Below are 544 nucleotides of genomic sequence, written 5' to 3'. Positions count from 1 at the left end.
TCCCAGTTGATTTCGGCAATCGCTTTTCGGATGTACCGTTCGAGCTGGTCGTTTGCTTCTTCGATGATCCGCTCGCGTTGTCGTTCTATGAGGTCGTTGACGCCTTTGAGTTGCGCCGTTTTCGCGAGGTCTGGTATGTCGCTCATGGATTCACCTGACGAGTGTACGCGCAGTCGGGACACACGTCGTAGACGTGGTTGCGGATCTTCAGCCACGCAAACTCTGTCGGTGGGCCGTCGAAAAACGTCTCCCCGTCGATCGTGACCTCGGTGGGGCGACCATCCTCATCGAAGGTCATCTCGACGCTGTCAAAGTCGTCTTCGGGGACATAGCGTACGTCTTTCGTCCCTGTCTCGTCACGAACCTCGTAGTACCTACCGACAGTCTTCCACTCGGAATCGTGGTGGCTACACGGCATTATTCGTAGGTTCTGTCGGACTGGTTGAGTTTGTGTCCGATAGCTGTCGCCCCACACGCTTCACACTCGATTGTGAAGTCGCCGTCGAGGTGGACGGTGATCTTCGTGGTCGTCGTCCGATGACAC

At 56.1% G+C, this 544-nt stretch carries 1 protein-coding gene; it reads right to left on the bottom strand.

All coding sequences use genetic code 11. The features are described from left to right. Positions 1-142: 142 nt before the first annotated feature. Entirely contained in the window at positions 143-418 is a 276-nt protein-coding gene (locus EXE42_RS15550) for a hypothetical protein (RefSeq protein WP_137694990.1), read from the bottom strand. Positions 419-544 lie beyond the last annotated feature (126 nt).

The organism is Halorubrum sp. SP3 (assembly GCF_005435195.1).
Lineage (GTDB): Archaea > Halobacteriota > Halobacteria > Halobacteriales > Haloferacaceae > Halorubrum > Halorubrum sodomense.
This window is presented reverse-complemented; position numbering and strand designations above follow the sequence as displayed.

What these genes read in the sequence shown, in the direction of transcription:
- EXE42_RS15550 (WP_137694990.1), bottom strand. Translation starts at nt 418, where the DNA reads ATGCCGTGTAGCCACCACGATTCCGAGTGGAAGACTGTCGGTAGGTAC.